Origin of the sequence: Schaalia radingae, assembly GCF_900106055.1 — a bacterium.
Taxonomy (GTDB): Bacteria; Actinomycetota; Actinomycetes; order Actinomycetales; family Actinomycetaceae; genus Pauljensenia; species Pauljensenia radingae_A.
This window is the reverse complement of the sequence record NZ_LT629792.1, coordinates 1,045,388-1,068,996: the sequence shown is the minus strand read 5'-3', so window position 1 is coordinate 1,068,996 and position 23,609 is coordinate 1,045,388. Positions and strand designations below refer to the sequence as shown.

The window sequence follows — 23,609 nt, the reverse complement described above, 5'->3', positions numbered from 1 at the left end:
CGAGAAAAAGCCTCCAACACGATGGTCTAGCCTACTACCCTTTCGACAGGAAAACCGAGTACCTTTGAACCTGTGCATTTCGTAATTATGGGATGTGGCCGGGTCGGCGCGTCGATCGCCTCGACACTTGATGAACAGGGCCATTCAGTTGCCGTCATTGATATGAACGCTCAGGCTTTCAGACGCCTGTCATCCGACTTTTCCGGTCGGCGTGTGACAGGCGTCGGCATGGATCGCGATGCTCTGCGTCAGGCGGGCATCAAGGATGCGTACGCTTTCGCCGCGGTCTCCAATGGCGACAATTCAAACATCATTGCGGCCCGAGTAGCTCGCACGACTTTCCATGTTGAGCGCGTGGTCGCACGCATCTACGACCCCTCGCGAGCCGCGGTGTATGAGCGCTTAGGCATCCCCACGGTAGCAGCGGTTCGCCGCACGTCCGAGGCTGTTCTGCGCTGGATGATGCCGCCAAATGCGCACGTGACCTGGACGCACTCGACCGGCTTGGTGTCGCTCGTGAACGTTATCCCAGACCCGTCGTGGACCTCCGTTCCGCTGCCAGTCGTTGAGGAACTGACCGGCGAGCGACTCGCCTTTGTGTCTCGGTTGGGCGTGATCCAGCCTGCGCGCAACGACCTCGTCGTTCAGGAACATGATGAGCTGATTTTCGCCGTGTCAGGCACAGATTCGCTTGCGCTGCGCAATGTGCTCACCTCTGCACCGAGATTGGAGAACTAGATGAAAATCGTGATTGCCGGTGCTGGCTCAGTGGGACGCTTCGTCGCCCTCGAACTTCTGGATCATGGCCACGAGGTCACCCTGATCGACAACAATCCTGACCAGATGCGTGTGGCAACTGTGGCTGATGCGGACTGGGTGCTGGCCGATGCGTGCTCACCGGACGTCCTCGCCGACGCGGGAGTGCGAGAAACCGATGTCCTGGTTGCCGCAACGGGCGACGACAAGGCGAACCTGGTGATCTCCCTGCTCGCGAAGACCGAGTTCGGCGTGCCGCGCGTGGTGGCCCGTATTAATCACCCGCGCAATGAATGGCTCTTCAACGAGGCGTGGGGTGTTGACGTGCCGGTGTCCACGCCGCGCATCATGACCGCCCTGGTTGAGGAAGCTGTTTCCGAGGGCGCTCCCATCCCGCTGTTTACGTTCAACAAGGCCAATGTTGCAATGTATGCGATTGTCCTTCCGGAGGATTCGCCCCTGGTGGGCGAGCGAATCGGTCAGGTTGACTTCCCTGCAGGAACGGTCCTGGCGGCGTTACTGCGCGACCAGATTCCTGTGAATCCACAACCTGACGACGTGTTCGAATCAGGCGATGAACTGTTGATGCTGGTGCCCGAAAAGCGCGGGAAACACTTGGAGCATTTGGGGACGCTGGTCAATGGCGTTGTGCCGGAGACCGGACAGGCTGATGCTCCAAACACCACAGCTTAATGTGAGGTACATCACTTTCATGGGCTGCTTGTGAGCCTGTGGATGGAACGCAGATGCCCGTGCCCACTGCCACAATAGAACACATGTTCGACATTGCGGTAAGTGCAGGAGATTGTGACACTCCTGAGGCCACGGCTCGTGAGCTGGTCAACGCTGCCGCGACGCGGATCGTGCGGTGCGTGTGGCGCAGGCTCGGCGTGCCCAGATGGTTGTCCGCGCTGTTCTTGCCGTGAGTGAAGCTGTTGAAGGCGAACAGGACCTGGTGCAGCGAGCCGATGAGGGCGTGCCTCGAATTGCCGAATTCGCACACCTTGAGCTATCTGCTGCGTTAGGGCTGTCCCCTGCCAAAATGCTCGATGAAATGGGAGCCTTACTTGACCTGAGTTTTAGACTGCCGTGCCTGTGGCAGCAAGTTGTCGCTGCAGAAGTTCCCGTGTGGAAAGCGATGACGGTCGCTGAACGCACGACGCTGCTCAGTCAGGCTGTCTGCCGTCAGATTGACTGCTTCCTCGGGGCTATTGCTGCCTGGTCTCAGGCGCGCATCTGTCGACATGTTGACAACCTCATCGCCCGTATTAATCCCGATGAATTCGACACGCAATGCGCGCGAGCGCAGTCCACGCGCCGCGTTCAGATCACGCATGAAGAATCCAGTTCCATCGCCTCTGTCGATGCCACACTCAGTGCGACTGACGCGATTGCACTGGACAATACGATCACGCGTTTAGCTGGATTGCTCGCAGATGCTGACGAACTCAGCATCGATGAACGACGCTCACAGGCGTTGGGTATCCTCGCAACGCCGCACTACGCGGCCAGGCTTCTGGACGAAGGATCCGCTTCGCGCTCACTCCAGCCTGCTGCCACTGTGATCGTCCACGTTGATGACTCCCCCGTCGCGCAGATTGACGGGCACGGCAGTGGCGGGCTGAAACAGCTGCGGCAGATGTTTGCTCACACTCGCGTCACGATCCGGCCCGTTCTTGATCCGCGGGCTCTCACGCCGATTGATCGCCATGATCCGTCTGGCGATATGCGACTGGCGCTCCAGACGCGCGAACCCTATGAAGTCTTCCCGTATTCGAATGTTCGCTCGCGAAGCTGCGATATCGACCATACCCAGGCGTTCGATCCAGATGGGCTATCCGGGCAGACGCGCCTTGACAACCTCGGTCCACTCTCGCGAAGCGTTCACCGCGCAAAAACACACGCCCACTGGAGGCTTGAGCAGGTCGCTACGGGGGTTTATAAGTGGCACTCACCTCTGGGGTTCATCTACACCGTTGTCAACGGTCGAACGTTCTTCCACCGACGCGAGTGAGACGAAGGGCCTCAGCGTCATCCACGTAATCCAACATGCCACGGCGAACAGCGGCAATCCAAGTACGAGTTTCGCGACCCCCAGTGCAGCAATCTGGCCTACCCACCACAGTGGCACCTGCACTGCGAAACGAATGAAGAACAGTGCGAACCACACCCACGTGAGCGTGGTGCATACACGGCGCGGCACTGCGCCTTTTTCCCAGAACATGTTCAACACAAGTTCGACCGCAGGAAGCCGGAGCACGATCGACACGAGCAACGCCACACTCAGAACCGCTGCCGTGACGATACCCACGATGAAGAAATCCTGCCCTCGACCGGAGAACACCACCCACACGCACGACAGTGCAACGCCGATGGCACCCGACAGTGCCTGGGTGATCTGCTGGCCGGACACCAGGCGTGCAACGACGAAGAGGCCCGCGAGAATACCGGAGGCGATCAGCGGCCACGTCAGTTCGTGGGTCGCAATATACGTCGTGACAAAAACGATGATCGGAGCGACCGATTCAACGATACCCCGCCAGCCGCCCAACGCCGACCAGACAGAGAATTCCTCGTCCTGAAGCGAATCAACAACTCTCACGAATGTTCTCCAGCCAGCAGGCGGTACAGCGGGTCAGAAATCACGTAGATTCCGTGATCAACACCTACAGTTCCTTCGATTTCCACGTGGTGCCCCACGCGCAGGCCAGGGATCTCACACCGACCCAGCCACCTGATCACGATTGAACCGGTCCCGTCGAACAACGTCGCATCGAGCTGATCAGGACCCTCCTGCGGATACAGCGTCACCGATCTCAGAACACCCGAAATAACCACCTTTTCACGCGGACGCACGTCCTTGATCGGCACAGTGCCTCGCGAACGCTGAGAGCGCTGCTCATCATCGGCCTCAGTCGCTTCAGGGGTCGAAAAATGCCACGCGTCGCTCAATCTATGCCACCACGAGCGCTTCGGGAAAACCTCGCTCGGGTCACTCATTGCGGCACAATCGGCGCTTGAACGGCATTGTCAGGAACATGCATCGGCAGCAGGTCAAGGCGCGCGCGGGGACGGTCATCACGCTCAACCACGAGGCGATCAATCACCTTCTCAATTCCTTCGCCCGCTTCGCTTGACTGAGCTGCAGGCCCCAACACATCAATGCGCGCAAACCAGCGCGGACCCTCACGGCCAATGATGCGCATCCGTGACGTCGCTTTTGAACCATCCGGCAAGGTCACCGGCATGTCAGCCAGCAGCTCGGCGCCATAGCGCGTCTCAGCGTCCTCCACGCTGGCGCCGTTGGATGTCAGCGATTCACGAATCTCTTCGCGCACCTCGTCCCACACTCCACCGGAACGCGGAGCGGCGGCGATTGAAATCTGCAGGCCCGAATTGCCCAGCACGATCAACACGCGCAACACGGTGCGCTTGTCGTCAGCCAGCTGCGTGCGCAGCTGCATGCCCTTGATCGCCGGAATCTTCAGCGCACCCAGGTCGACATACCCTTGGGAGACGTCCACGTCCTCGGCAGTGCGCGGACCTGGCTCATCCCAGATCTCCGCGTCATCACCGGCCTGCCGCTTGTCCTGTGACTCGTCGTGTGCGTGCTGTTCGACCTGCTCTTCATCATCGCGACGTCGACGTTTCAACCAGCCCATAGCTACCCAGCACACTCCGTGCACACAGGCTGACCGTTGTCATCAACATAAGCCAGCTGCGATGCGTGATGGACCAGGAAGCAGCTCGTACACGTGAACTCATCATCCTGGCGAGGAACCACATGCACAGTCAGTTCTTCTTTCGACAGGTCGGCGCCCGGCAGCTCAAAATTCTCCGCCGCCTCGTTTTCGTCCTCGTCTACCTCATTCGAACCGGCGTCCTTGCGGCGAGCCTTCAATTCTTCGATGGAATCTTCCGCCACATCGTCGTCGTTTTTACGTGGGGCATCGTAGTCAGTTGCCACGGTTCCTCCTCCTCGCACAGCCTGCGGGTCAAATCTTGCTCAGCGCAGGGATAGTAACACTCATTGCGCTTCTGCGCATTATGGCGTCCATACTGACACTGTTTTATTCCGATCGTTTACTAGACACGCGCGCCAAGCGCCACCGATCTTCACTCTTCTTTGAGACGATTTCAATCAGATGTATTCGGGAGGTTTTCATGATCGATCTTGAGCTGCTCGGTGTCGGCAGTGACAATGAATCGCTGATTTTCACCGACGCAGACGGTGAACGTTACCGCGTGGCAGTCACTGACGAATTGCGCGCGTCAGTTCGCCGTGGACGTCCCCGAGTTGAACCCATCCAATCCAGGGCTCTGCGTCCGCGTGACATTCAGGCACTCCTGCGCTCAGGCATGTCAGCATCAGAAATCGCCACTGAATACGATACGGATATCGCGCTGATTGAGCGTTTCGAAGCACCGATCGACGCAGAAAAAGCGTGGGCCATTCAGCGTGCACGCGAATCGCATGTGGGTGGCGAAAAGGATTCACCTCTGATGGGTGACCTCGTTGTCGACCGCTTGGCGGCTCGCGGAGTGGATCCCGAATCAATCATCTGGTCAGCCAGGCGTGAGCAGGACGGCCCGTGGGAAGTCTTCGTGACGTTCATTCAGGGCGCAGCCGAACACGCCGCACATTGGCGCATGGATCATTCCGAATCCAGCGCGGAAGCAATCGATCAGGAAGCCCGGTGGCTCACCGAGAACGCCACTCCATCTTCCCCTGTCTCTGCTGTCTTCACTCCCCTGCATCCCGAAGATGACAGCGAGCCGGCTCCCACGCCGGTCAATGACGAGCTGCTCGACCAGCTCAACGCTCAGCGCGGCAAGCGTCAGGAAATTGTGATCGACGGTGAAGGTGACGACACTGAGGATCCAGATGAGCGCGTCCAGCGCGATTCACTGTCAGCGCGCATTTACTCCCTGGCTCACTCACGCACGCACACGACAGAACCCGAACCGATGGAGACCGGAGTGATCGACCCCCACGATGATGACATCGTGACCGAAACACCCGAAGAAGAGGCACCCTCGACGGCGCCGGGGACCTCCCGGGATCTGTGGAGTTCCGTGATGGCAACGCCCACCGCCGAACAGCCCGACGAGCCGGAAACCTCGGCGCTTCCCGGCATGGAAGACCTTGAGCCAAAGGCTGAAGCACCAAAGAAAAACACGCGTCGCCGCTCGGTACCCAGTTGGGATGAGATCGTTTTCGGCTCGAAATCCTAAGCGAGCCGCACGACCGGCACCATCATTTCAGCCTCGGTCATTGACCCATGCACCCCGATCAGCGCCATTGCGCCCTCACTTTGCACACGAGAATCCACGATGCCGTACCCGCCGCGCGACATCACCATCGCATCACCGACAACCTGCACGCCTGGCCCCTCACCTATCACGCCTGGTAACGCGTCCGCCGGCACGATCCAGGCACGCTCACCCAGATACTCCTCCCACCGGGCGAGGACTTCCGCGGCTCGACCCGGCTGCGCGTGCAGGTGAACCGAGCGTGTTTCACCCGCGATCAGCTCGACCCCCTCGCGCAATTCAGGCGTGTGCGCCACGTCGATCAGATCATCGGGGTGCACATCCACCATTCCGTGATCAGCGGTGAGCATCACGGCGATTCGATCGGCCGAACGCATATGAGAAATGCGCGTCAGCAGATGCCCGATACCCGCATCGAACTCTTCAAGCGCGCGGCGCCACTGCTCGGAATTGACGCCATGCCTGTGGCCCTCGTGGTCGATATCTGACCAGTAGAAATAGACGATGTGGGTGCCTGCCTGCAGTTCGCACATTGCAGCGTCAATGCGCTCCTGCATCGATACCGCGCCCACATGACGCGCCCCGCGCAACGCGGCCAGAGTCAAACCTGAGCCGGCAAAGCTCGGAGGTGAAATCACAGCTGAGGACACTGAGCGATCTGCCAGGCGCTCGAAATGGGTGGGTACTTCCTGCCAGACTGTCGGATCCGGTCCGTTCTCGAAGGCCAGCAGATTCATTGCCCTGCCCCGATACGCCACCGAGTATCCCACCATACGCGTGGCGCCAGGGAGCGCTCCCGTCGCGAATGAGGTGATCGCTGCGGCTGTTGTCGAGGGAACAGTGGTGAAAGCCTGCTCGATCTCATCGCGGTATCCGCGCAGCACGCTCGCATGGCCGAAGTGATCCGCCAGCGGCACCGCCCCCAGACCATCAGCCAGGATCACCACCATCTGCTCATACGACCGTCCCACACCGTCGATCCACCGGCCCAAGACGTCAGTGATGCGCAGATCGCTCGGACCAGGCAGGTGCGGGTCGCCCTCGTTAATGCGCATGATTCCCCTTGATGACCTGGAGTGTCGCGTCGACGAATCGTTCAGCATTGGCGAGGGCGGCCTCGCCATCAGCGGCGGCCGAAAAACGCATCGAGAAATCCTCCGGGAAGGTGTGGACGGTGAAGCCGTGGTCAGCGGTGCACTGCGGGTCATCGCACTGGTTGAGCTCCACTTCACCGCGACGCTGGCTGCCGCAGTTGATCGCCATGGTCAGCTCGCTCAGCTGACTGCCGCCATCATGGATCGCGTCGGTTACAACCTCAGTGAGTGAAGCTCCGTGGATGCGAGTGGTCGGGGTGATGATCGTGTTCGTCATGGCGCCACCCCGGTCCAGTTCGTCAACGTGGATCTGGATCAACGTGGTCGGTGTCAGAACGGCAACCGTGAGGTGGCGGAACATGCTGGAACGGTCAAACGCCGCCTCCAGCTGAGACACCATAGCCAGCGGTTTTTCGTCGCCGAGAACGCGATCCAAGGCGCGTATCACGAGGGACGGATAGAAGCCGTGCTGCCGGATTGAAGCGTGTGTGTCCATTCTCCAATTGTGCCTTGTTGCGGCGTGGGAAGCGTCTTTCCACAGGTGGTTCGCGGCACAATGCGAACATGCGACGCACGACCACGCCTCGTTTGGAGGACTTTGAAGAATCCATCTCTGAGATTGATGTCTCCGAAGAAATGCGGGGGTCGTTCCTCGAATACGCGTACTCGGTGATCTATGCGCGCGCACTGCCTGATGCCCGTGACGGACTCAAGCCCGTCCAGCGACGCATTCTGTACCAGATGGAACAGATGGGACTGCGGCCCGACAAGGGCCATGTCAAGTCTCAGCGCGTCGTGGGTGAAGTGATGGGTAAGCTCCACCCGCACGGAGATTCCGCTATCTACGACGCGCTGGTGCGTCTGGCGCAGTCGTTCAACCTGCGGGTTCCCCTCGTCGATGGTCACGGTAACTTCGGTTCACTCGATGACGGGCCGGCAGCCCCTCGATACACCGAAGCACGCCTGGCTCCCGCCGCGCTGGATCTGACGGCAGGCCTGGACGAGGACACCGTTGACTTCGTTCCCAACTATGACAACCAGTTCATGCAGCCGGACGTATTGCCCGCCGGTTTCCCACAGCTGCTTGTCAACGGCTCATCCGGCATTGCCGTCGGCATGGCGACCAACATTGCACCGCACAATCTGGGTGAAGCTATTGCCGCGTGCATCTACCTGCTCGACAATCCGGATGCCACCGTCGATGACCTGATGCGCTACGTGCCCGGACCGGACTTGCCTGAAGGCGGCGTCATCGTAGGGTTGGACGGAATCCGCGAAGCCTACGAGACCGGTCGCGGATCTTTTAAGACCCGCGCGAAAGTGTCGATTGAACGTGTCACTGCCCGCAAGCGCGGACTGGTGATCACGGAGCTGCCCTACATGGTCGGCCCTGAACGCGTCATGGAGAAAATCAAGGACAGCGTTTCCTCTGGCAAACTCAAGGGAATTTCCGCAGTTCAAAACCTCACGGATCGTCACCACGGCTTGCGTCTGGTCGTTGAAATCAAAAATGGTTTCAACCCCGAGGCCGTCCTCATGCAACTGTACAAGCGCACGCCCCTGGAAGAATCGTTCGCTGTCAACGCCGTCGCACTGGTTCACGGGCAGCCGCAGACAATGTCGCTCAAGGCAATGCTGCAGGTCTTTATCGACCATCGCATCGAGGTCACCACGCGTCGCAGCCGCTTCCGCGTGGGCAAATGGCAAGAGCGCCTGCACCTAGTTGAAGGCCTGCTGATCGCGATCGCCGATATTGATGACGTTATCGCCATTATCCGTTCATCCGACGACGTCGACTCAGCGCGCCAGCGCCTCATGATGGCCTTTGATCTGAGTGAAGCGCAGGCCAATTACATTCTGGAATTGCGCCTGCGACGCCTGACGAAATTCTCGCGCATCGAACTGGAAGCTGAGCGGGATGACTTGCGCGCGAAAATCGCTGAACTCGAAGAAGTCCTCGGCTCCGATGAGCTGCTGCGCGACATGGTCAAATCAGATCTGCAGGAAGTATCCGCACGCCTGAGCACTCCTCGGCGCACATTACTGCTCGCATCGGCCGGCGAGGGCGACACCGTTTTGGCCGCATCTGCTCCGCAGAGTGGATCATCATCTGCCCCTGCTCTTGAGATACCGGACGAGCCGTGCGTGGTGGTTCTGACGGCAACTGGCGGACTGGCCCGCGTGGAGGGCGGTGACGTGCTCGAACGTGGGGCACGTGCCAGTTTCGATGGCTGGAAAATGCAGATCCCGACGACCACCCGCTCACAGGTGGCCGTGGTGATGAGCGATGGTGTTGCGCACCGCATCGATGTCGTGGACTTGCCCGGACTGCCGCGCTTTGACACCGGCTTGTCCTTCGCTGCGGCAACACCTGCCGGACTGCTTGTGCACTCTGAGGAAACGCCCGTTGGGTTGATCGATCCTAACGGTGACACAATCATGGCGATGGGCACGGCGCACGGCGTGGTCAAGCGTCTGCGCCCTGACGTGCTGCAACGCGATTCGTGGGAGGTTATTTCGCTGGACGAGGGCGACCACCTGGTGGGCTTCGATATGTGCGACGACTCAGACGAAATCGCATTCGTCACCTCAGATGCTCACTTGCTGCGCATCGATGCGTCGAAGGTACGTCCGCAGGGACGAACCGGCGGTGGTGTTGCTGGCATCAAGCTGGCAGCAGATGCCGAGGTGATCGGCTTATGGGTCGTTGCTGATCCGAGCGAAGCGTGCGTGGTCACGGTTGCGGGAGCTGAAGGCGCACTGCCCGGCACCGGTCAGACAACCGTCAAGGTCAGCCCCTTTGAGGTCTTCCCGATGAAGGGCCGCGGCACGCAAGGCGTTCGCGCGCACCGTTTCCTACGTGGAGAAGCACGCCTGGACACTGCATGGGTCGGGCCTCGCCCACCTCGGGCAGCTTCAGCGAACGGTCAGCCCACGGACCTGCCCGAACTTGATGAGCGTCGCGACGGCTCCGGCCAGCCCATCAAGCACGCGATCGCAACAATCGGTTAGACGTCCAGGGCGTACAGCCGAGATTCGCCCACCACGTGAAAACCAAGCCCGTCGTAGACGGCCAGTGCTCCTGAGTGATTAGCCGATCCCAGTCCGGCTCCCGTCTTATCCATGTCGTCGTCTTTTTGCGCACGCATGGAGGCAATGATCAACGCCTCGACAACGCCGGCATTACGCCACTTTTCGAGCACGCCCATCTGGTCGATGTACCCTTCTGACCATCCCAGTGCCGCCCAGTCCTGTTCGTAGCGCGAGGCCAACAGGAAACCCGCCACCTGCGGGCGGTCACCTGAACGGTCAAGGGCAACAAACGACCACTGCGGCGCGAACGCGGTGCGCCCCATCAGCCACTGCTCCATTGACTGAGGGGGCCTCCCCCATTCCTGGTCAGCCAGACGGTTAGCGGCACGGCGAACCGGGTCCTCCCACATGTCATCCCACGGGGCGACCTGCAGGTAGGCGTTCAACTCCGGCATCTGCGGCACTGATTCCAAATCTGCGCGCAGTTCAAAATACGTGTTCGACCAGTGGTAGTCGAGTTCACGCAGGTGTTCCTCGAGTTCCTCGTGCCCCATATCCACGTGCGTCACGATACGGCCGATGGCATCACTGTCAGGCGTGACCATGCCGGTTTCGATGTGCGGAGCACGAACTCCCACGGGCTCATCGTCCGGTAATTCCTTGCGCTCCGCGAGGACACGGAGTATCTCGGTCGAGGTGCGGGTTTGCCATTCGATGAGCGAGCGGCCAATGCCTCGGCGGCGAAAATCCGGGTGAACGCCGCCCTGGCACACGCACTCAGGCACACCCACGAAACGCGTGGTGATAATCGAGAATGCGACATACGTGCCTGTCTCATTAAGCTCGCCAATGACGCCACGCCACTTGGACATGTTGGACAGCAACTCGACAATTTCGTCGAGGCTTGTGCGGTATGGAGGATCGTCCACACGCTCAATGCATGCAATCAGATCGGCCAGTGCGACAGCATGATCAGGCGTGAGAGCTCTCCATGTCACGATGTCCGAGTCGCGCTCAACCACTGCTGCCTCCTTCTGATCTAGTGCTCAATCGCATACACAACTTCCGCTCGCTCGTCCACGAACCCGTAATGCTCGTAGATCTCGTGAGCATGTGACGCGTTGTGTGTGTCCACATCCAGACCGAAACGCGTCATCCCCGCGCGGGACGCCGCCACGATCGCGGTGCGCAGCAGCAAGCCCGCCAAACCGTGCCCGCGGTGGTCCGGGTTGACCCCTAACAGTGTCGCATACGCTTCCTTGCGTCCCTCCAGGACCCATCTCAGATCAGGCCTGCCAACAGTCAGATAGCCTGCAAGTTCACCGGAAGGGGAAAGCGCCAGGCATGACCATGACGGAACCAGTTCATCCATTGCCTCGTTCCACCACTGCTCGCGAAAATGCGGCCAGAAGTGAGCGGTAAAGACATCCATGTGGAGCGCCTTGACCTGTTCGGTCGGCACCGAGCCCCACGGAACAATCGTGTAGCCGTCGCGCGGGCTGGGCAGCTGCTCGGAGCCTTCAAGCTCGCGGTACATAAGCTGGAATGTGCGGCAGGCGTAATAGCCTGCGGCGATGTAGAGCCTACGGCGATCCGTCATATGCGAATCGACACCGTTGGCGATGTAGGCGGGCGCATCCGAATCGGCCCCGAAGTGTTCGACCAGCATCTGGCGGGCACGTGCGTCCTGCCAGTACAACAGTGAGCGGCCGATGCCTCGCCCTCGCCAATGCGGATGAACGAACGCGTTGACGATGGCTGTGGCCACGCCGTCGAGGTTACCCATGACGCGAACAGATGCAATGGCAACAATCGTGCGCTGCGCATCCAATCCGACGATGACGTCCAGCCAGTCGGTTTCCGTGCAGCCGGCGATCATATCCGCAACGTCGCGAAGCGACGTGCGGTGGATGGCATGGTCATGGTCTTCGATTTCGAGGATCAGTCGGTACACGGCGGGACCGTCCTGAGGAAGAATCGAACGCCATCGAAGTCCCAAGTGAGGACCCGGGTAAGAAGCCTGTGCAGGTGGACAGACTCGATCAGCCAAACCAGTCATATCTCTACTTTACCGAGACTTCAGTCCTATTCAGAATCGGATGAGCTGGCTCACGCGTCAATTCGCTCACGATCAACCTGATGTGCACCCTCGACGATGAAGTCACGCCGCGGGGCAACCACCGACCCCATGAGCAATTCGAACACGTCCTCAGCTTCACGCAATGCCTCTTCGTCGGCCAGCGTGACACGTCGAAGGGAACGGTGACGCGGATCCATCGTGGTTTCAGCCAACTGGTCAGCATCCATCTCGCCCAGGCCCTTGTAACGCTGAATAGGTTCCTTCCATGTGCGCCGTACTTTCCTGAGCTCACGCAGTGTGCTGTGCAGTTCCTCTTCGGAATAGGTGTACACGTAATCTCGTGGCTTCTTGCCGTGTGCGGGCAGCTCGATGCGATGCAGCGGCGGCACGGCCGCGTACACTCGCCCGCTTTCCACCATCGGACGCATGTAGCGGAAAAAGAGCGTCAGGAGCAGCGTGCGGATGTGCGCGCCATCGACGTCCGCATCCGTCATGAGGATGACTTTGCCGTACCGTGCCTGGTCAATGTCGAATGTGCGGCCGGAGCCAGCACCGATGACCTGGATAATGTTCGCGCATTCAGCATTGGAGAGCATCTCAGCAGTCGATGCTTTCTGCGTGTTGAGGATCTTGCCACGAATGGGGAACAGTGCCTGGAAGCGTGAATCTCGCGCCGCTTTCGCGGTGCCCAGTGCCGAGTCGCCCTCGACGATGAACAGTTCGCAGTGCTCGACATCTTCGGAGCGGCAGTCTGCCAGCTTGGCAGGCAGGGACGATGTTTCAAGAGCGTTCTTGCGCCGCGAAATTTCCTTGTGAACACGCGCCGACACGCGCGCCTTCATCTCACCCACGACTTTCTCAGCCAGAGCCTGCACCTGTTGCTTCACGTCGCGCTTACTGGATTTCAACGTGGATTCCAGAGCGTCGGTCACCACGCGGTTGACGACGGTGCGGATCTGCGGAGTACCCAAAACTTCCTTGGTCTGGCCTTCAAATTGCGGCTCGGGGAATCGCACAGTCACCACAGCGGACAGCCCCGCCATGACATCGTCCTTCTCCAGGCGACCGTCCTTGGCCGTCACTTTCAGGCGGCGCGCGTTCTTCTCAACGTGGGCGCGCATCACTTTCAACAGTGCCTGGTCGAAACCGGCCAGATGAGTGCCGCCTTTCGGTGTGGCAATAATGTTGACGAAAGACTGCACCTGAGTGTCGTAGCCAATTCCCCACCTCAATGCGCAATCCACCTGGCAGGTGCGCTCCACTTCGACAGGTGCGAGGTGTCCGGTGTCAGGATCGAGTTGCTGGACGGTTTCGTTATAGGTTCCCTCGCCGGTGACATGCCACGTTGCAGTGACAGGCCCATCGGTGGAAAGCCAGTCAACGAAGTCAACGACGCCGCCGTCAAAACGGAATTCTTCGTGCAGCGGTTCGCCGTCCTCGTTAGTGGTGCGCTCATCCCAGCAGGCGATCGTCAGGCCGGGAACGAGGAACGCGGTCTGGCGTGCGCGGGCAATCAGGTTGTCCCACGAAAAGCCTTCAGAGGAAGGAAAGATCTGAAAATCTGCCCAGAAACGCACGCGCGTGCCTGTCACACCGCGCTTGACTTTACCGACAGTTTGCAGGCGCGAGGATTGCGTATAGGGGCTGAACGGTGAGTTCGGGGTGCGCTGGCGCGAATCATCAAACTCCCCTGGCTCGCCGCGTCTGAAGCACATCTGATAGGTCTTCGAGGAGCGGTCGACCTGCACATCCATACGTGCGGATAAGGCGTTGACGACAGATGCGCCCACGCCGTGCAAACCGCCGGACGAGGCGTAGGAGCCGCCGCCGAACTTACCGCCTGCGTGCAGCTTCGTGTACACCACTTCCACGCCGGACAAGCCAACTGACGGAACCGTGTCGACAGGGACGCCTCGACCATTGTCGTGGACGGATGCGGAATGATCCGGGTGCAAGCGCACTTCGATGCGGTCACAGTACCCTTCAAGCGCTTCATCGACTGCGTTATCGATGATTTCCCACAGACAGTGCATCAACCCCCTGTGATCGGTGGATCCGATATACATGCCGGGGCGTTTGCGCACAGCTTCCAGTCCCTCCAGGACTGACAGGTGCCGTGCGGAATAGGTTGAAGCGTCTGAACTCACCACCCTATTTTAGGGTGCAGCACCGCAAGCTCCTGGATTGCACCGCCGAGATTGTGCCACTGGCGAAAGAAGATGCACGGCGAGCGACCGGTGTGCTGTGATGGAACCATGAACGCAGCGACACTGACACGACCAGACACGACGGAACCGACATTGCGCGCAGTAGACCGATGCGACGCATGCGGCGCCCGTGCATGGGTGCGCGTCACTATGGCCTCAGGGCCACTCCTGTTCTGCGCACACCACGCTCGCCTTCACATGGACGCCCTGCGGGATTCCGCACTGCGCATCGACGACGAGCGCCACCTGATGGATCAGTCCAAATAATCGCGCAGAACCTGCGACCGTGACGGGTGACGCAGCTTGGACATCGTCTTGGATTCGATCTGACGGATACGTTCACGCGTCACGCCGTACACCTTACCGATTTCGTCCAGAGTCTTCGGCTGGCCGTCACCCAGTCCGAAGCGCATCGACACGACGCCAGCTTCACGCTCCGACAACGTATCGAGGACGCGGTGGAGCTGTTCCTGCAGCAGCGTGAAGGAAACGGCATCGGCTGGAACGACCGCTTCGGAGTCTTCAATGAGGTCTCCGAATTCTGAGTCGCCATCTTCACCCAGAGGTGTGTGCAGTGAAATCGGCTCACGACCGTACTTCTGAACCTCGACAACCTTCTCCGGCGTCATATCCAGCTCTTTGGCCAATTCTTCCGGGGTAGGTTCGCGGCCCAGATCCTGCAGCATCTGACGCTGGACGCGGGCCAGCTTGTTGATGACTTCCACCATGTGAACCGGGATGCGGATCGTGCGCGCCTGGTCAGCCATCGCTCGGGTGATAGCCTGACGGATCCACCACGTGGCATACGTGGAGAACTTATAGCCCTTCGTGTAATCGAACTTCTCGACCGCACGGATCAGACCGAGGTTTCCTTCCTGGATCAGATCTAGGAACTGCATCCCACGGCCCGTGTATCGTTTGGCCAGTGAGACCACCAGACGCAAATTAGCTTCCAGCAGGTGGTTCTTGGCGTTCTGGCCGTCCTGTGCAATGAAGTGGAGCTCACGACGCGCCTTCGACGTCATCGTGTCCGACTCGTTCTTGAGCTTGTATTCGGCGTACAGGCCGGCTTCAATGCGCCGTGCCAGGTCCACCTCCTGCTCCGCGTTCAGCAGGGAGACTTTACCGATCTGCTTGAGGTAGTCCTTGACCGGATCGGCAGTAGCGCCTGCCACGGTAACTTTCTGGACAGGCTCATCGGTCTCATCAGAGTCGGATACGACAAACCCGCCGCGCGTATGGATGCCCTGAGAGGTGCGCTCCCGCAGATCCGCGGCAGCCCCTTTCGCGTCGTCCTCGTCCTCGTCTTCAGGCTCATTGTCCGATTCGGATGAATCGTCCGAATCATCATCCGCCTCATCGACGTCGATTTCTTCCTCGTTGCTCAGATCAATGTTCGAGTCATCAATGTCGTCATCTTCAGGCATCTCTTCTTCTTCGTCGTGCGCCTGAACCGATTTCCTGGGCTTCTCATTGGTCTTCTTAATGGCGGTGCGCTTCGACGTTGTGGACTTCCTGGCAACACTCTTACGGGTCGTCGTCTTCTTCGCAGTCGCGGGCTTCTTAGTCGTCTTCTTCGCAGTCGCGGGCTTTTTAGCGGTCGCTGACTTCTTAGCAGTTGTCGTCTTTTTGGCAGTTGTGCTCTTTTTTTTCTTTGCGGTCGACTTCGACTGAGGCGCGGCCTTCTTCGAGTCGCTTGACGCGGCCGTTTCGGCCGTTACCTTCTTGGGGCGGGTTGCGCTCACGCTGATTCCCTTCCTCAGATCTGCTTCATACACTGGTGTGAAAGAACCTGAACCATTATAATCCGTCCCCGACAAAACGCCCGTTGGAAACAATAATCACCGGTGTGTAGTGGTCGTTACCACTGGGCACGGGGCATCCAGCAAGATGCGCGAGGCATTCGGGCCGACCGTGGTGCGCCCGGACCCGCCCGGCCGAAGCCCCAGCACAATCAAGTCGGCCGAAATTTCCTCTGCCGCATCCAAGACCGCGTCGGCTACTTCCTGCTCATGCTGCGTGTGGCGGATTTCAAAGGGAATGTCGGCATGGCGCAGATGCGACCACAACAGCTCCTCGGCATCTTCAGCGGTGCGGGCGTCATCTTCACTTTCTCGACGTGCCAACACCACGACCACAGATGTACGCCTGACATCAGCGAGCCTCAACGCTTCCTGCAAAGCTGCTTCCGATTCACGGTTACCGTGATAGCTCAACACAATTGCCATATCGGTCAATCCTTTGTTCCAGCGGATGTTTGTATCTTAGAAGCACTTCATTCGATACGCTTGGCGCATGGAGAATCTCACAGTAGGCGACATGGTGGAGCGCATTGGAGACCACACCCAAGCCGCGCTCACCGACCTGATCAACACCCTCGGCCCCACCCAGGAGCCGGCTGACGCCCTCGTTACTGCCGCACGTGACGCCATCGCAGGTGGGAAGCGTTTGCGTGGCCTGTGGGTCATGTTGGGGTATGCGCTCGCCACTGGTCGCGCGTGGGGTGACTGTGATGATTCGATTGCGCGCCTGGCAGGTGCCGCCGAGCTCTACCAAGCGTCCGCACTGGCTCACGACGATCTGATCGACCATGCGCAGACTCGACGAGGGCGCCCCACCGCTCACGTTGTTTTCGCGCAGATGCATCGAGACCAGGGGTGGACCGGGGATGCCGGCGAATTTGGAACAGCCGGCGCACTTCTGGTGGGCGATTTCCTGCTCTCGGCCGCTGACTTTACGGCGACACGAGTTGCGAATCCAGCCGTGTTACGCCAGCTCACTCTCATGCATGCTGAAGTCGCCCTCGGCCAGTACCTCGATATTGTCAACGAGCAGCCGGCACTGGACCATTTCGACCTGGACGTCATCATGGAAGTTATCCGCCGCAAGTCAGCGCGCTACTCGGTTGTGCACCCCACGGTCCTCGGATTGCTTGTCGGCGGCCGGGCAGACATGGTCGAGACAGTGCAGCGCGTCATCGAACCGTGGGGCATTGCGTTCCAACTGCGCGACGATGAGCTCGGAGTGTTCGGTGACCCCCAGACCACCGGAAAACCGGCAGGCGGAGACCTGATCGAAGGTAAACGAACGGCACTGCTGGCTTTGACATGGGAGCACGCATCAGCCGAGCAGCGCCATGCGATCGCCACACTGATTGGCAGCCCCGACGGCGTAGTCGAGCTGCAAGGCATTATCGAGCAGGTCGGGCGTCATCCCCACGAACAGCTCATTGGCACAGTGACGCAGCAGGGGCGCGATGCACTGGCCACACTTGACGAGCATTCACGCACGCTGCTGAGCGAAATGGAGCCGATGCTGACTACCAGGCGAGCATAGAGGCGATGGCGTTCACCCTGTGCTGACGCCCCTCGAGGAGGGCCTGCATCGGGGTCTGACCCAGCTCAGCTTCGGGCGTATACAGCCAGGCCACAGCTTCCCGGGGGCTGAAGCCGCCATCAGCCAGCACGGTCAGCGTACCGGGCAGCGTGTCCAGCGGCTCCCACTTGCCTTCGGACTTGACGATGATCTCGCGCGGAATGGCAGGTTTGCCGTCTTCTCCGGGCACCGTGAACAGGATGCGGTCACGCACCAGTTGCTTGATTCGGCGCGGTTCAATACCCAGCAGTTGTGCAGCATCGTCCACGCTGATGAGGTCAGTAGGCTCGTTCATGGTCGCTAGCCTAGATGATCGTGCGGCCTTTGGGCGGCGTCTCATCGGGCGCGCCGCAGTCGTATGTAGCCGGCATCCCGTACAATCCAAGACGTGAGTACCAGAAACACAGATGAGAAAGCGTCGTCAGAACCTGACGCGCCATCTTCTGATACCCACGAAACAGTGACTGACCCGCTCATCGGGATGCTCGTCGACCAGCGCTACCGCATCGACCGCAAACTTGCGCGCGGCGGGATGGCAACTGTTTACATCGCGCACGATGAGCGACTGGACCGGCCCATCGCCCTGAAAGTCATGCATCCGCACCTGGCAGAGTCCGCCGACTTCGTCGCCCGCTTCAGACGCGAAGCCCGCGCCGCTGCACGCATCATTCATCCCGGCGTTGTCTCCGTTTTTGACCAGGGCATCGTGCACGGGCAGGGATTCCTCGTCATGGAACTCGTGAGCGGTCCGAATCTACGCACGCTGCTCAACTCGCAGGGCGCCTTCACTCTCTCGCAGGCACTGCGCTACACGCAGGAAATCCTTGATGCTCTGCACGCCGCGCATCGTGTCGGCGTTGTCCACCGCGACATGAAACCGGAAAACGTCCTCATCTCTGAGGACTCGCACGTGCGCGTCACAGACTTCGGCCTGGCACGTGCGGCATCCGAAGTATCGATGTCCACCACTGGTTCCATGCTCGGCACCGTCGCCTACATGGCTCCTGAAATTGCAACCACCGGTCACACCGATGCGCGCACCGACATCTACTCCGTTGGCATGATGCTCTACGAGATGGTCGTGGGCCACGTGCCCTGGGATGGCGCGCCCGCCATGAAAATGGCGTACTCCCATGTCAACGAGGATGTTCCCTCCCCATCTGAAGAGTGTTCGTGGCTTCCTACCGAGATCGATGAACTGGTCGCCACGCTCGCTGCCCGCGACCCGGCAGAACGTCCCCGGGATGCGCGCGACGCACTGGAACTGGTGGCACGGGTGCGCGCCTCCCTGCCGTCCGATCTTGCCGAGCGTCGCGCCGATGTCCAGCCGGTGCAGTCCGGCCAGCCCACGGCACCCATCGAGTTCCACGCGGTCACGACAGCGCTACCTGGCGGCGTCCTCACGCCCTCGTCACAAACCGTCGTCAAAGCATCGGGATCGCTGCCGCGTACCGACCGGCCACACAAGAAGTCGCGTTCGCGTTTGAAAACCGTCATCGCTCTGCTGGCCGTGCTGCTGATCGTCGGATCGGGCGGCGGCTGGTGGTGGTGGAGCCAGTACGGGCCAGGATCCTATCTGACGATGCCGCAAACTGACGGCCGCGCCGTCAAAGCCGTTCAGTCAGAACTCGAAGCTCTGGGATTATCGTCCACGCTCAATGAAGAATTTTCAGATGACGTCAAGAACGGGTTGATCATTCGATCCGATCCGGCCAGCGGGTCGCAGATCCATAAGGACGGCGAGGTCTCCCTCGTCGTTTCCAAAGGTGTGGATATACGCGCTGTGCCGCAACTGGTAGGCCTGAGTGCGGACCAGGCTCGTGGGGCACTGACCAACGCCGGATTGGCCGCAGGGACAGTGAGCGAGGAATACTCAGATTCCGTTGCCAAGGGACAGGTGATCTCACAATCAGAGGAGGCTGCCGCACAGGTGCGCCACGACACGGCGGTTGATTTCGTCGTGTCGAAAGGTCGTGAGCCGATCACGGTTCCAGACCTAGCGGGAATGACTGGCGAGGAGGCGCGCGCTGCCGTTGAAGAAGCGGGCCTGGCTGCTGAATCCACATCGCAACATTCGGACGCCGTGCCCGAAGGCCAGATCATTTCTCAGTCAGCTGAGGCCGGATCGACATTGCTGCGCGGTGACACGCTGTCATTTGTTGTCTCGGAAGGTCCCGAACTGGTCGAGGTTCCCGACCTGGTGGGCAAGCAGCTCGATCAGGCTGAAAAGACGCTGCGCGATGCCGGGTTCAAAGTGGAGGTCAACAAGATCCTCGGCGGCATTTTCGGCACCGTGCGCTCCACCGACCCCGGGAGCGGACAGATGATCCCGAAGGGATCGACTGTCACGATCACCGTTGTCTAGCGCAGCAGTTCAGCCACCTGGAACGCCATTTCCAGCGATTGCTGGTGGTTGAGGCGCGGATCAACCAGGGTTTCGTAGCGGTCCTTGAGGGACTGTTCATCCAGATGCTCGGAGCCGCCGATAATTTCAGTGACGTCATCACCGGTGAGCTCCACATGGATGCCGCCGGGAACTGTTCCGGCGGCGTCGTGAACCTCGAAGAACCCGCGTACCTCGTCCATGATCGTTTCGAACTGGCGGGTCTTCAGGCCTGTTGAGGACGTGATCGTGTTACCGTGCATCGGGTCGGTTGTCCAGATCACCGGACGGCCATCAGCTTTCACCGCTTCCACAAGAGGTGGAAGCGCATCGCGAATATGTTTCGACCCCATGCGGGCGATGAACGTCAATCGTCCAGGTTCGCCGTCAGGATTGAGGCGGTCGATCAGTGCAATGGCCTCTTCAGGGGTTGTAGTCGGCCCCAGCTTCACCCCCAGAGGATTGCGCACATGTGAGAGCAGCTCCACGTGCGCGCCTTGCGGGTCTCGCGTGCGCTCCCCCACCCACAGGAAGTGGCCGGACGTGTCGTACAGGTCGCCGGTTCGTGAATCTACGCGCGTCATCGCTGCTTCATATTCGAGCAGCAACGCTTCGTGGGAGGAGAACAGGTCGACCTGTCGCAGCGACTCGAAGTCAGCTCCGGCTGCCTCCATGAACTTCACGGCGCGATGGATCTCCGAGGCCAGAGATTCGTAGCGCGCATACGCCGGGTTGGACGTGAAGCCGCGGTTCCAGTGGTGGACCAAGCGCAGATCAGCGTAGCCACCTTTCGTGAAGGCGCGAATCAGGTTGAACGTGGCGGCAGCATGCTGGTAGGTGCCCAGCAGTCGACCGGGGTCGGGTGTGCGCGCCTCCTCGGTGAATTCAAACGAGTTCACCGCATCGCCGCGATACGACGGCAGGGTCACGTCACCGCGTTTTTCGATATCCGATGAACGAGGCTTGGCGTACTGCCCTGCGATACGGCCAATTTTAATGACCGGCAGCGAGGCTCCATACGTCAGGACAACGGCCATCTGCAGGATCGTCTGGATCTTGAGGCGAAGGTGATCAGCAGTGGATTCTGCGAAGGTTTCCGCGCAGTCACCACCAGTGAGCACAAAAGCTTCGCCGCGTCCGGCAGCGGCCAGTTCGTCACGCAGGTCATCCACCTCGCCAGCAAAGACGAGGGGCGGGCGACTGCGCAGTTCAGCGGTCACCGCGCGCAGCGCGTGTTCATCTGGATAGTGCGGTTGCTGGAGGGAGGGATACTGTCTCCACGTATTCCACCCTCCAGCAACCGGTTCGAGCTCTTCAGGCTGTCGCATACTTACTTCTGCGTCGGCGCCAGTGGCTGTCCGATACGATCCATCAGATCAACGAACCACTGCTGGGAGATATCGAAGGGCTTGCCACCCTTGATGCGCGGGAAGGCGATGGCGCACAGACGATCGTCGTTTTCCTCATCGTGACCGATCACGCCGGATTCGCCGCGCAGTGCGCACTCGACGGCAAGGTCTGTCATCGACTGGATCAGACGCAGGTCGTCCTGGTTTGCGCGAGCTGAACGTGAGAAGTATCCGGACTTTTGTACCATGACCTTCTCAGCTCCCAGTCGGTCAGCAAACTGCTTGGCGAACCACTGTCCGGGGTTGATTTCGTCAAGGCGCACATGACCGAACGGGTCGCGCGCCACTTCTTCGCCACGTTCTTCCATTTCAGCGACGATTTCACGCACGCCGGCACCTTCAGACAGGAAGATATTGACATTGCCCTGCTTGTCCATGATGGCGCGCAGGCGGTCGGCCTCCTCGTCAAGGTCGATTGCCATTTCAGGAACGAAGATCGCGTGGATTGACCAGTGTTCCTTGCTCAGTCCCAGCGACGGCACCCATTCCTGCTGGTCGAGCCACTCGGTGTACTTGCGTGAAGCGGCTGCTGTCAGCCATCCGCAGTTACGGCCCATGACCTCGTGGATGATCAGCATGCGTGGTCCCACTCGGTTCTCACCGATGATGTTCTGTGCGAAGACCGAGGCCTGCTCAGCGGCGGTCCAGGCGCCCAGTGACTGACGGATCGGAACCACGTCGTTGTCGATGGTCTTCGGCAGGCCGACAACCGTCAAGTCGTAGTCGTGATCGTGCAGATACTGTGCCAGATCGGCGGCGGTCGTGTTCGTGTCGTCACCGCCAATGGTGTGCAGAACGTCAACATGGTCCTTGCGCAGCTGCTCGGCCGCAACCTGAAGCGGGTCGTCGCCTTCCTTGACCAGGCCACGCTCGACCAGGTTCTTCGCATTGGTCAACTTGACGCGCGAGTTGCCGATCGGTGAACCGCCGAAACGGTGAAGGATGCCGGCCTTCCTGCGGGCCTCCTCGTCGACGACAACGTAGTTGCCAGTCAGCAGCCCGTGGTAGCCGTGCTGGTACGCGATGATTTCAATGGACGGATCAATATCGGTATAACGCTGGATGAGCCCACCAACAGCCGACGACAGGCACGGGGCAAAACCACCAGCAGTGAGCAAAGCTACTCGACGAACCGACATGGCACAAACACCTTTCAGACGATGAAAACTGAACGTCTCTAGTCTACGGGATCGTCAGATGAATCCTCTGGGCGTTTCGGCACAGACACGTCGGGAGCCTTGCGCCCGCCCGGACCTGTCCGACCGTTCGAGGGCACAGGCCCATTAGAATTCCCCTCCTGCGCGAGCTGCGCTTTCCGGTCGGCTGCGTACATGTCGACGTATTCCTGGCCCGACAGCAGCATGATGTTGTACATGATTTCATCGGTGATAGCGCGCAGAACGTAGCGGTCTCGGTCAAGTCCGCGGTAACGCGAAAAGTCGAGCGGCTCACCAATGACCATTCCGATGTCTTCACGCGAGGGGATCCGCTGCCCAATGGGTTGCGCATCGTGCGTGCCGATCATGGCCACTGGGATGACCGGCGCCCCGGAAATCAGTGTTAAACGGGCCACACCTGTCTTACCGCGGTAAAGACGCCCGTCAGGGCTGCGGGTCCCCTCGGGATATATACCGAACAGTTCCCCTTCCTTCAGGCGGTCCACACCGGCCTGCAGCGCGGCTTCCGACGCTCGCCCACCAGAGCGGTCAACTGGGATCGTGCCGACTGCGCGCATGAACTCCTTGGTAGCCCATCCTTTGAAACCGGTGCCGGTAAAGTAGTCAGCCTTCCCCATGAACACCACTTCGCGGTCAATCATGAGCGGCAGAAACACTGAATCCCACACAGCGTTGTGGTTAGACGCCAAAATCGCGGGCCCCTCGCTGGGGATATTCTCCTCTCCGCGAATCCACGGTTTGTATGCGGTGCGAAGAATCGGACCACCGGCAAATTTCAATGTCTGATAGAAAGCCACGAATCCTCCTGGCATCTGCGATG

General features: G+C 59.9%; 24 protein-coding genes. 9 read left to right on the top strand and 15 right to left on the bottom strand.

Annotated features, from left to right (window positions below):
- The first annotated feature begins 87 nt into the window (after positions 1-87).
- The 4 genes from BLT69_RS04745 to BLT69_RS04735 all read left to right on the top strand — a co-directional run bounded on the left by BLT69_RS04745 (position 88) and on the right by BLT69_RS04735 (position 2,770).
- On the top strand, positions 88-738 hold the full coding sequence (locus BLT69_RS04745; protein WP_058236575.1) for a potassium channel family protein: 651 nt from the start codon (positions 88-90) through the stop codon (positions 736-738).
- The gene (locus BLT69_RS04740) at positions 739-1,449 is read left to right on the top strand and encodes a potassium channel family protein (RefSeq protein WP_058236574.1); all 711 of its coding nucleotides are present in this window, start codon (positions 739-741) and stop codon (positions 1,447-1,449) included. It begins immediately after the preceding gene.
- A gap of 83 nt (positions 1,450-1,532) precedes the next feature.
- Complete coding sequence (locus BLT69_RS10795) at positions 1,533-1,682, top strand: hypothetical protein (RefSeq protein ID WP_157886350.1); 150 nt, start codon at positions 1,533-1,535, stop codon at positions 1,680-1,682.
- On the top strand, positions 1,679-2,770 hold the full coding sequence (locus tag BLT69_RS04735; protein WP_157886349.1) for a DUF222 domain-containing protein: 1,092 nt from the start codon (positions 1,679-1,681) through the stop codon (positions 2,768-2,770). The genes BLT69_RS10795 and BLT69_RS04735 overlap by 4 nt, the downstream gene beginning before the upstream one ends.
- Here the strand turns inward: BLT69_RS04735 and BLT69_RS04730 are convergent.
- From BLT69_RS04730 to BLT69_RS04715, 4 genes are read right to left on the bottom strand one after another with little or no spacing between them, the layout of a single operon-like run.
- Positions 2,708-3,358 (bottom strand): DUF3159 domain-containing protein, encoded by a 651-nt coding sequence (locus BLT69_RS04730; protein ID WP_058236572.1) that lies wholly within the window; start codon positions 3,356-3,358, stop codon positions 2,708-2,710. The two genes, BLT69_RS04735 and BLT69_RS04730, sit on opposite strands and share 63 nt — an antisense overlap.
- Complete coding sequence (locus tag BLT69_RS04725; RefSeq protein ID WP_227469303.1) at positions 3,355-3,756, bottom strand: DNA-binding protein; 402 nt, start codon at positions 3,754-3,756, stop codon at positions 3,355-3,357. Before BLT69_RS04725 ends, BLT69_RS04730 begins: the two co-directional genes overlap by 4 nt.
- Positions 3,753-4,418, bottom strand: coding sequence for a DUF3710 domain-containing protein (locus BLT69_RS04720; RefSeq protein WP_058236571.1), 666 nt, complete (start codon positions 4,416-4,418; stop codon positions 3,753-3,755). Before BLT69_RS04720 ends, BLT69_RS04725 begins: the two co-directional genes overlap by 4 nt.
- A gap of 2 nt (positions 4,419-4,420) precedes the next feature.
- Positions 4,421-4,723, bottom strand: a complete 303-nt coding sequence (locus BLT69_RS04715; protein ID WP_070726767.1) for a DUF4193 domain-containing protein — start codon at positions 4,721-4,723, stop codon at positions 4,421-4,423.
- 197 nt (positions 4,724-4,920) lie between these two features.
- On the opposite strand from BLT69_RS04715, the gene sepH reads away from it, so the two are divergent.
- A complete protein-coding gene (gene sepH / locus BLT69_RS04710; RefSeq protein ID WP_092648515.1) occupies positions 4,921-5,991 on the top strand; it encodes a septation protein SepH in 1,071 nt (356 codons plus the stop codon).
- On the opposite strand, the gene BLT69_RS04705 is transcribed toward sepH, so the two are convergent.
- Positions 5,988-7,085: an alkaline phosphatase family protein gene (locus BLT69_RS04705; RefSeq protein ID WP_070726569.1), complete on the bottom strand. Its 1,098-nt coding sequence runs from the start codon at positions 7,083-7,085 to the stop codon at positions 5,988-5,990. The two genes, sepH and BLT69_RS04705, sit on opposite strands and share 4 nt — an antisense overlap.
- On the bottom strand, positions 7,075-7,620 hold the full coding sequence (locus BLT69_RS04700) for a DUF5998 family protein (RefSeq protein ID WP_092648514.1): 546 nt from the start codon (positions 7,618-7,620) through the stop codon (positions 7,075-7,077). The genes BLT69_RS04705 and BLT69_RS04700 overlap by 11 nt, the downstream gene beginning before the upstream one ends.
- 68 nt (positions 7,621-7,688) lie before the next feature.
- Here BLT69_RS04700 and BLT69_RS04695 point away from each other — a divergent pair, with 68 nt between their 5' ends.
- Complete coding sequence (locus BLT69_RS04695; RefSeq protein ID WP_092648513.1) at positions 7,689-10,136, top strand: DNA gyrase/topoisomerase IV subunit A; 2,448 nt, start codon at positions 7,689-7,691, stop codon at positions 10,134-10,136.
- Here the strand turns inward: BLT69_RS04695 and BLT69_RS04690 are convergent.
- From BLT69_RS04690 to BLT69_RS04680, 3 genes are read right to left on the bottom strand one after another with little or no spacing between them, the layout of a single operon-like run.
- Positions 10,133-11,179, bottom strand: coding sequence for a GNAT family N-acetyltransferase (locus BLT69_RS04690; protein WP_058236565.1), 1,047 nt, complete (start codon positions 11,177-11,179; stop codon positions 10,133-10,135). The genes BLT69_RS04695 and BLT69_RS04690 overlap by 4 nt on opposite strands.
- A 17-nt stretch (positions 11,180-11,196) precedes the next feature.
- The gene (locus tag BLT69_RS04685) at positions 11,197-12,216 is read right to left on the bottom strand and encodes a GNAT family N-acetyltransferase (protein WP_058236564.1); all 1,020 of its coding nucleotides are present in this window, start codon (positions 12,214-12,216) and stop codon (positions 11,197-11,199) included.
- A 50-nt stretch (positions 12,217-12,266) separates the two neighbouring features.
- The gene (locus tag BLT69_RS04680) at positions 12,267-14,387 is read right to left on the bottom strand and encodes a DNA gyrase/topoisomerase IV subunit B (protein WP_092648512.1); all 2,121 of its coding nucleotides are present in this window, start codon (positions 14,385-14,387) and stop codon (positions 12,267-12,269) included.
- A 105-nt stretch (positions 14,388-14,492) separates the two neighbouring features.
- Here BLT69_RS04680 and BLT69_RS04675 point away from each other — a divergent pair, with 105 nt between their 5' ends.
- A complete protein-coding gene (locus BLT69_RS04675) occupies positions 14,493-14,711 on the top strand; it encodes a DUF7455 domain-containing protein (RefSeq protein ID WP_058236562.1) in 219 nt (72 codons plus the stop codon).
- Here BLT69_RS04675 and BLT69_RS04670 read toward each other — a convergent pair.
- Positions 14,699-16,222, bottom strand: coding sequence for an RNA polymerase sigma factor (locus BLT69_RS04670; RefSeq protein WP_371935801.1), 1,524 nt, complete (start codon positions 16,220-16,222; stop codon positions 14,699-14,701). The two genes, BLT69_RS04675 and BLT69_RS04670, sit on opposite strands and share 13 nt — an antisense overlap.
- Positions 16,223-16,285: 63 nt before the next feature.
- A complete protein-coding gene (locus BLT69_RS04665; protein WP_058236560.1) occupies positions 16,286-16,672 on the bottom strand; it encodes a universal stress protein in 387 nt (128 codons plus the stop codon).
- A 67-nt stretch (positions 16,673-16,739) separates the two neighbouring features.
- On the opposite strand from BLT69_RS04665, the gene BLT69_RS04660 reads away from it, so the two are divergent.
- Entirely contained in the window at positions 16,740-17,780 is a 1,041-nt protein-coding gene (locus BLT69_RS04660; protein ID WP_092648511.1) for a polyprenyl synthetase family protein, read from the top strand.
- Here BLT69_RS04660 and BLT69_RS04655 read toward each other — a convergent pair.
- A complete protein-coding gene (locus tag BLT69_RS04655; RefSeq protein ID WP_092648510.1) occupies positions 17,764-18,114 on the bottom strand; it encodes an Rv2175c family DNA-binding protein in 351 nt (116 codons plus the stop codon). The genes BLT69_RS04660 and BLT69_RS04655 overlap by 17 nt on opposite strands.
- Before the next feature lie 93 nt (positions 18,115-18,207).
- On the opposite strand from BLT69_RS04655, the gene pknB reads away from it, so the two are divergent.
- A complete protein-coding gene (gene pknB / locus BLT69_RS04650; protein WP_307876272.1) occupies positions 18,208-20,184 on the top strand; it encodes a Stk1 family PASTA domain-containing Ser/Thr kinase in 1,977 nt (658 codons plus the stop codon).
- On the opposite strand, the gene BLT69_RS04645 is transcribed toward pknB, so the two are convergent.
- The 3 genes from BLT69_RS04645 to BLT69_RS04635 are packed head-to-tail and all read right to left on the bottom strand — an operon-like array spanning position 20,181 to position 23,586.
- On the bottom strand, positions 20,181-21,530 hold the full coding sequence (locus BLT69_RS04645; protein ID WP_074026158.1) for a class II 3-deoxy-7-phosphoheptulonate synthase: 1,350 nt from the start codon (positions 21,528-21,530) through the stop codon (positions 20,181-20,183). The genes pknB and BLT69_RS04645 overlap by 4 nt on opposite strands.
- Positions 21,531-21,532: 2 nt before the next feature.
- Entirely contained in the window at positions 21,533-22,750 is a 1,218-nt protein-coding gene (locus tag BLT69_RS04640) for a pyrophosphate--fructose-6-phosphate 1-phosphotransferase (protein WP_058236557.1), read from the bottom strand.
- A 38-nt stretch (positions 22,751-22,788) separates the two neighbouring features.
- Positions 22,789-23,586, bottom strand: coding sequence for a lysophospholipid acyltransferase family protein (locus tag BLT69_RS04635; RefSeq protein ID WP_092649092.1), 798 nt, complete (start codon positions 23,584-23,586; stop codon positions 22,789-22,791).
- Positions 23,587-23,609: the final 23 nt, after the last annotated feature.

Excerpts from the sequence above, each read along its gene's own strand:
- BLT69_RS04745 (WP_058236575.1), top strand. The coding sequence starts at position 88 with ATGGGATGTGGCCGGGTCGGCGCGTCGATCGCCTCGACACTTGATGAA.
- BLT69_RS04740 (WP_058236574.1), top strand. The coding sequence starts at position 739 with ATGAAAATCGTGATTGCCGGTGCTGGCTCAGTGGGACGCTTCGTCGCC.
- BLT69_RS10795 (WP_157886350.1), top strand. The coding sequence starts at position 1,533 with ATGTTCGACATTGCGGTAAGTGCAGGAGATTGTGACACTCCTGAGGCC.
- BLT69_RS04725 (WP_227469303.1), bottom strand. The coding sequence starts at position 3,756 with ATGAGTGACCCGAGCGAGGTTTTCCCGAAGCGCTCGTGGTGGCATAGA.
- BLT69_RS04720 (WP_058236571.1), bottom strand. The coding sequence starts at position 4,418 with ATGGGCTGGTTGAAACGTCGACGTCGCGATGATGAAGAGCAGGTCGAA.
- sepH (WP_092648515.1), top strand. The coding sequence starts at position 4,921 with ATGATCGATCTTGAGCTGCTCGGTGTCGGCAGTGACAATGAATCGCTG.
- BLT69_RS04705 (WP_070726569.1), bottom strand. The coding sequence starts at position 7,085 with ATGCGCATTAACGAGGGCGACCCGCACCTGCCTGGTCCGAGCGATCTG.
- BLT69_RS04700 (WP_092648514.1), bottom strand. The coding sequence starts at position 7,620 with ATGGACACACACGCTTCAATCCGGCAGCACGGCTTCTATCCGTCCCTC.
- BLT69_RS04695 (WP_092648513.1), top strand. The coding sequence starts at position 7,689 with ATGCGACGCACGACCACGCCTCGTTTGGAGGACTTTGAAGAATCCATC.
- BLT69_RS04685 (WP_058236564.1), bottom strand. The coding sequence starts at position 12,216 with ATGACTGGTTTGGCTGATCGAGTCTGTCCACCTGCACAGGCTTCTTAC.
- BLT69_RS04675 (WP_058236562.1), top strand. The coding sequence starts at position 14,493 with ATGAACGCAGCGACACTGACACGACCAGACACGACGGAACCGACATTG.
- BLT69_RS04665 (WP_058236560.1), bottom strand. The coding sequence starts at position 16,672 with ATGGCAATTGTGTTGAGCTATCACGGTAACCGTGAATCGGAAGCAGCT.
- BLT69_RS04660 (WP_092648511.1), top strand. The coding sequence starts at position 16,740 with ATGGAGAATCTCACAGTAGGCGACATGGTGGAGCGCATTGGAGACCAC.
- BLT69_RS04655 (WP_092648510.1), bottom strand. The coding sequence starts at position 18,114 with ATGAACGAGCCTACTGACCTCATCAGCGTGGACGATGCTGCACAACTG.
- BLT69_RS04645 (WP_074026158.1), bottom strand. The coding sequence starts at position 21,530 with ATGCGACAGCCTGAAGAGCTCGAACCGGTTGCTGGAGGGTGGAATACG.
- BLT69_RS04640 (WP_058236557.1), bottom strand. The coding sequence starts at position 22,750 with ATGTCGGTTCGTCGAGTAGCTTTGCTCACTGCTGGTGGTTTTGCCCCG.